The organism is Myxococcus sp. CA039A, assembly GCF_013336645.1.
Lineage (GTDB): Bacteria > Myxococcota > Myxococcia > Myxococcales > Myxococcaceae > Myxococcus > Myxococcus llanfairpwllgwyngyllgogerychwyrndrobwllllantysiliogogogochensis.
This window is the reverse complement of the sequence record NZ_JABUMQ010000505.1, coordinates 1-5,268: the sequence shown is the minus strand read 5'-3', so window position 1 is coordinate 5,268 and position 5,268 is coordinate 1. Positions and strand designations below refer to the sequence as shown.

The 5,268-nt window shown below is 68.0% G+C and carries 5 protein-coding genes; 1 reads left to right on the top strand and 4 read right to left on the bottom strand.

Features of this window, described 5'->3' with window-relative positions; translation table 11 throughout:
- Nucleotides 1-287 precede the first annotated feature (287 nt).
- Nucleotides 288-1,031: a hypothetical protein gene (locus tag HR086_RS44495; protein ID WP_174453198.1), complete on the top strand. Its 744-nt coding sequence runs from the start codon at nt 288-290 to the stop codon at nt 1,029-1,031.
- Nucleotides 1,032-1,098: 67 nt separating this feature from the next.
- On the opposite strand, the gene HR086_RS44490 is transcribed toward HR086_RS44495, so the two are convergent.
- From HR086_RS44490 to HR086_RS44475, 4 genes are all read right to left on the bottom strand, one after another.
- Nucleotides 1,099-2,712: an NAD(P)/FAD-dependent oxidoreductase gene (locus HR086_RS44490; protein WP_174468674.1), complete on the bottom strand. Its 1,614-nt coding sequence runs from the start codon at nt 2,710-2,712 to the stop codon at nt 1,099-1,101.
- A 118-nt stretch (nt 2,713-2,830) separates the two neighbouring features.
- Nucleotides 2,831-3,220 carry a hypothetical protein gene (locus HR086_RS44485; protein WP_141645481.1) on the bottom strand — a complete coding sequence of 130 codons (390 nt, stop codon included), beginning with the start codon at nt 3,218-3,220 and terminating at the stop codon, nt 2,831-2,833.
- Between the two features lie 153 nt (nt 3,221-3,373).
- Nucleotides 3,374-4,273, bottom strand: coding sequence for a phosphatase PAP2 family protein (locus tag HR086_RS44480; RefSeq protein WP_174468673.1), 900 nt, complete (start codon nt 4,271-4,273; stop codon nt 3,374-3,376).
- Complete coding sequence (locus tag HR086_RS44475; protein ID WP_174453195.1) at nt 4,266-5,204, bottom strand: fatty acid desaturase; 939 nt, start codon at nt 5,202-5,204, stop codon at nt 4,266-4,268. Before HR086_RS44475 ends, HR086_RS44480 begins: the two co-directional genes overlap by 8 nt.
- Between the last annotated feature and the right edge of the window lie 64 nt (nt 5,205-5,268).

Sequence of the window (5,268 nt, the reverse complement as noted above, 5' to 3'; positions counted from 1 at the left end):
CTCCCGCGCCACGGGAGCCAGAGCCCCGCGTGCTTGCGCCCCCTGTCCCGACCGTACCCGTGCGCCGCGAACTGCCCGCCGACGACAGCCCCGTCGCCCCCATGGGCAGCGTCGAGCAGCTCGGCCTGTTCGGTGGCGGCGGTACCTGAGCCCCAAGGGAGGATGGCTGTCTTTCAATGCACGGAACCTCGCCGCGGGCTCGCGTCTCGCGCGGTCGTTTTGGCTGGTGCCCCGCCTTCCTTCCTCTACACTCCTTGTGAACCTACCCTCCCCATGGAGTTGACCTGATGTTCAGCGCTTTCTCGCGCCCCCTGCGATGCTTCGCCGCCACCGCCGCGCTCCTGTCCCTCGCCGCATGCGGTGACGACGACACGAAGGACCCTGTCCCCGAACCGCTGGCGTGCGACGCGCAGACCTATACGGAGGCCGTCCGCCACGCTGCGGAACCCACGACCGAAGACATCTCCACGCAGCTGTGGGCCATCAGCCCGTCCAACCCGAACCTTGTCTGGAATGAGACCAAGACGGCCGTGCGCATGGCCATCTGGACCACCTTCCAGGGCTACACCCTGGGAGCGAACACGCTCTCTCGCGAGGTCTGGGTCACGGCCGCTCCCCAACTCCAGACATTCTGCAAGACGGTGTCCGCGGAGAAGCTCGTCCCGCGCGTCAATCAGTATCTGGGATTGCCCCCGGCGACCGAAGGCGACAACGCGCGTTACATCGTCGAGCTGTGGGTGAAGCCCGGAGACATGTTCCGCCCCTGTCCGGACTCGGAGATCGACGACGGCACGTGCGGCCTCCAGTTCCCCACCACGGCCACCACCGAGCACAAGAACTGGATCAACGCCAACTTCGCCTCCAGTTATGGGTTCTGGCAGAAGACGCAGTACCCGTGGACGGGCCTGGGCTACACGTATGACTGGTGCAATGCCGACACGCGCGTCGGGGCCAGCGAGTTCGTGGTTCGCGCCACGTCCATCGTCGAAGTGACGGGCAAGTTCGAGCGCGCCGTCTACTGCGCGCAGTAACCTGCTCCCTTCGTGAGTGCGTGAGGGCGGGTCCGCTCCGGCGGGCCCGCCCTTGTTTCTCCAGGGGTCACCCGGCCGCCGCCGCCACGTTCGCCATCGCCAGGATGGCCTGGGCGGTGCTCTTCCCCGTCGCCGCCGCGCCCTCCATGTAGCCCTGGGCCTCGTAGAACGAGCTGGTGTGCTCACCCGCGAAGTAGAGATTGCCCACGGGTGTCCCCTCGGTGCCCGCGAGTGACGTGAACTGCCCGGGCCGATAGGACGAATAGCTTCCCAGGGCGTTCGGATTGCTCGGCCAGTGCTCCAGGTGCGCGACGATGCGCCGGTCCACGCCCCGCTTCACCGCGCCCGCCGTCCCCGGCACCACGCGGCCCATCGCCGCCACGAAGCGCTCCGCCTCGCCCGCCACGTTGCCTGGGTCCATGCCTGCCCCACGCGGCCCACTGGCGAAGTCCGTCAACACCGCGTCGCCCGCTGTCGCCCGCGTCGGGTTCGTCTCCCACGTGGCCTGATGGTTCATCAGGTCCGAGTAGCTCGCCCCACTGCACCCGCTCGCCCGCCACACCGGCCCGCGATACCCCACCATCATCTTCGCGTTGGTGCCGTACCCCAGCTCCCGGATGACCCGCGTCTTCCACGCCGGCAGGCCCAGGGACGCCGCCAGCTCCACCCGTCGCAGGACGGTGAACGGAACCGCGAGCACCACGACGTCATACGTCGCCGTGTACGACGTGCTTCCGCGCCGCAGCGTGAGCGCGAGCGCACCCGTCGGAGTCTTCCTGACCGACTCCAGCCGCTCGCCCTGTCGGACCTGTCCCGGCAGACGCGCCGCCAGCTCGCGTGGAATCTGCTGATTGCCGCCGAGCAGGCGATACCGCTCATCACTCTCGCCATACGGCTCGAACCGTCGACACTGCTCGGTCTGAATCAGGAACAGCAGGTTGAGACAGCTCAGCTCATCCGCTGCCTGGCCGTACTCCGCCTCGTACGCGGCGATGATGGCGGCCTTCACCAGGGGCCCCGTGTTCCGGGCCTCCAGGTAGGTCACCAGGTCCAGCAGGTCGAACCGCCGGTCCAGCTCCGTGTGGTCGGCTGCCGTGGGCGCCTCGGACAGCCTGCTCAAGTCCTGGTTGATGGCCGCGATGAGCGGGCAGTACTCCTCCAGGATATCCGCCTCGGAATAGAGCTGTCCGCCAAAGAAGTAGAAGACGTCCCCCGGCACCCGCAGGAGGTCTTCCCGCTCCAGGTGGAACTCACGGGCATAGCCCAGCATCGTCGAGTGTCCGGAGTCGATGAACTCCCCGCCCCGCTCCACCACCTGCCCGGGGAAGATGACCGGCCCACCGAACGCGCCTCCCATCGAGAACACCCGGCCGCCCGTGCGCTCCCGGGCTTCATGCACCGTGGCCTGCACACCCGAGCACCTGAGCTCATAGGCACACGCGAGGCCCGCGAGCCCCGCACCGACGATGCCCACGCGAAGCGCGGAGGGAGGACGCGCCTCCTCGGCCCGCGCCGCCCGCACCGCCATTCCCATCCCCAGCGCCGTCACCCCCTTCAACACGGAGCGGCGGTCCATTCGAGCCACGCGTCGGGCTTCGAGCGCGTTCGCCTCCGGTGACTCGGCGGCGAGCGCCTTCCGGGTGGTTTGTCGGAACAGGTCGAAGAGCGGTGTGCGGGGCATACAAAACTCCAGAAACGAGAGGGATTGCGCCCTCTCACCTTCCAAAGCCTGTCGCGGCGCGCAGCGCTTGATACAAGGGTGCCTGTCATTGAACACCCCAACTGTGAAGCAGTGAGCCCTACCCGGCCCTGTAGCCCGTGGAGTGTCTGTCACGTGCGCGACGGGTCCTCGTGTTGGGGTGCGGGCGTCCGCCGTTAAGGCGATGCTTCGGCTTGCGGCGGATGAAACCGCTTGCATCCCCGCGCCGGTAACAGGTGATGAGGCGCTCGTCATCACTCACCAGGACAATCCAGCCCCGCGCCTGCCGTGCCAGCGACGAGTCCTGGAGTTGCAAGGGCAGGTCGCGCTCCAGCACGGTGACATGTGTCACCCCCGCGGCGCGGGTCCGAAGTCCAAAGTCGAGGATGAGCTCGAGGACTTCCTGTCGAAGCACCCCGAGCGCGCTGCGCTCGAGGAACGTGAAGGTGGCGGGAGACGAGCGGGAACGGGACTGACGGCACCGGGCCATGGCGGCTTCCTCCTGTTGTCCCCTTGCCTTTCACGTGCCGTTCCAAGCCGCCCCGCACGACATTCCGAGGACTTGCGGGGCCGTCCGCGGCCGTCCGCGCGACAATTCGTCAATGCCTCGCCAGGCGTGTGACAGCGAGACGCGGGCGACGTCTCAAGGACGGGGTTGAACCGCGGGCCCGGAGCCCGCGAGGAGCCCGCACCGCCAGGACGCCCACCGTGTCTGGAGACGTGGAAACACCGCGCTGAAGGCGATGAACCAGACGACACCGGCGAGCAGGTCGACCGCGTAGTGGTAGCGCAGCACCAGGGTGGAGAGGATGAGCGCCGCCGCCACGGGCACCAGCGCCTGGAAGCGCCAGGGATGCGCGCGCGCGTCGTGACTCAGCAACACCAGGGTGATGAACACGTGCAGGCTCGGGAAGAGGTCGTAGGTGGACGAGCCGCTCGCGACGACGGCCGCGTTCAGCCGCGTCAGCCACCCTCCTTCGAGGGGCGCGGTGAACAACTCGGGATACGCCGCCACGGGGCCAATGGCCGGCACCAGGTAGTAGCCCGCGATACCCGGCACGTAGGCCGAGAAGACGTGGCTGAAGAAGCGCTCCGCCCGCTCCCGGGGCCCCACCACCGCCCAGGCCATCGCGAGGTGGAGGTACACGTGGAACGCGAGATAGCTCGCGCTGAACACGTCATGCACCCACGGCGCGCTCCACCGCTGGAACCAGACCGACGGAGTGCTCCCTCCGAACACCCGCGCGTCCAGGCTGAACAGCCACGCGTCCTGGGTCTCGAGCCCCAGCGCGGGAATGGTGGTCTTCACCGACGCGTAGAAGAAGAACGTCGCCACATAGGCCAGCACCAGCCGCACCCGGAAGACGTGCGCCCAGGTGTCCAGCCGCGCGAGCACCGCCACCGCGAGGATGAACAGGGCAGTGGCCCCCGCGACCTGGAGGAAGCTGACGGACCGCGCCCCCGCCACGAACAGGAGCGCGCACGACAGCGTCACTCCGAAGGTCGCCAGCAGCGCTTCGTGAAGGAAGGGGCGCTCAGACATCCGCGGAGGAGACGCGCCGGGCCTCTCGCATCAGGGCGCCACTGAAGACACCCCGGACGAACGAGAAATAGGACGGGATGAAGGGCGCCCCCTGCTCGACGAGTTCGGTCCGCAGGGACTGGTGCAGCACCGGCAGGTTGTACCAGGGCACTCGCGGGTACAGGTGGTGCTCCAGGTGGTAGTTCTCATTGCACATGAAGAACCGCGTCACCGGATTGGAGAGGATGGTCCGCGAGCCCCGCACCGGATGACTGCTCTGCGTGAGGAAGGTGTGCTGACTCATGCCCCGGATATTGACCAGCGTGTTGATGATGACCATGGGGATGACCCAGGCATGCAGCAACACGGGCCACGGCACGAAGACGCCCGCGAGCACCGCCCCCGCGACGACCATCGCCACCTCGAAGGCAATCCACCGCTTCTCGGACGCCGTCCCGTGCTTCCAGCCCAGGATGGGAATCATGGTGATGTACGCGGGATATCCGAGCAGCAACCGGCCCACGTGCATCGCCAGCTCCAGCCAGCGTCGTCCCGTGTAGTTGGCGTAGTGGTCGGGGTCCAACCCACCGCCCAGGTCCCGGTGGTGCCGCAGGTGCAGCACCTTGTAGGCCGCGAGGTTCTGCAGCACGGGCCACGCGCACAGCATCCCGCCCAGCCTGTTCAGCCACGGCCGCGTGGAGAGCCCACCGTGCACGGCCTCATGGGTGAACAGGCTGATGCCGTGAAGCGAGGCCGCCGCGACGACGTAGAGCAGCCCACGCGCGAGCCAGACCTGGGCAGCCGGCAGGGCCTCCAGCGCGAGCACCATTGCCCCCCACGCCGCCACACCGTAGAGCGCGAGGAACACCCCGAGCCGGGGCAGATGGCGGGCGTCGACCTGCTCCAGCTCACGCAATCGCTGGGGAGTAAGGGACGATGAGAGCGTCGGCATGGGCTGTTCCTGTGGGTGACATCATGCCCTACAATCCGCCCCCTCGCCGAAGCAACCCTCGCCC

Coding starts and splice junctions, on each gene's coding strand:
- HR086_RS44475 (WP_174453195.1), bottom strand. CDS start 5,204: ATGCCGACGCTCTCATCGTCCCTTACTCCCCAGCGATTGCGTGAGCTG.
- HR086_RS44485 (WP_141645481.1), bottom strand. CDS start 3,220: ATGGCCCGGTGCCGTCAGTCCCGTTCCCGCTCGTCTCCCGCCACCTTC.
- HR086_RS44495 (WP_174453198.1), top strand. CDS start 288: ATGTTCAGCGCTTTCTCGCGCCCCCTGCGATGCTTCGCCGCCACCGCC.
- HR086_RS44490 (WP_174468674.1), bottom strand. CDS start 2,712: ATGCCCCGCACACCGCTCTTCGACCTGTTCCGACAAACCACCCGGAAG.
- HR086_RS44480 (WP_174468673.1), bottom strand. CDS start 4,273: ATGTCTGAGCGCCCCTTCCTTCACGAAGCGCTGCTGGCGACCTTCGGA.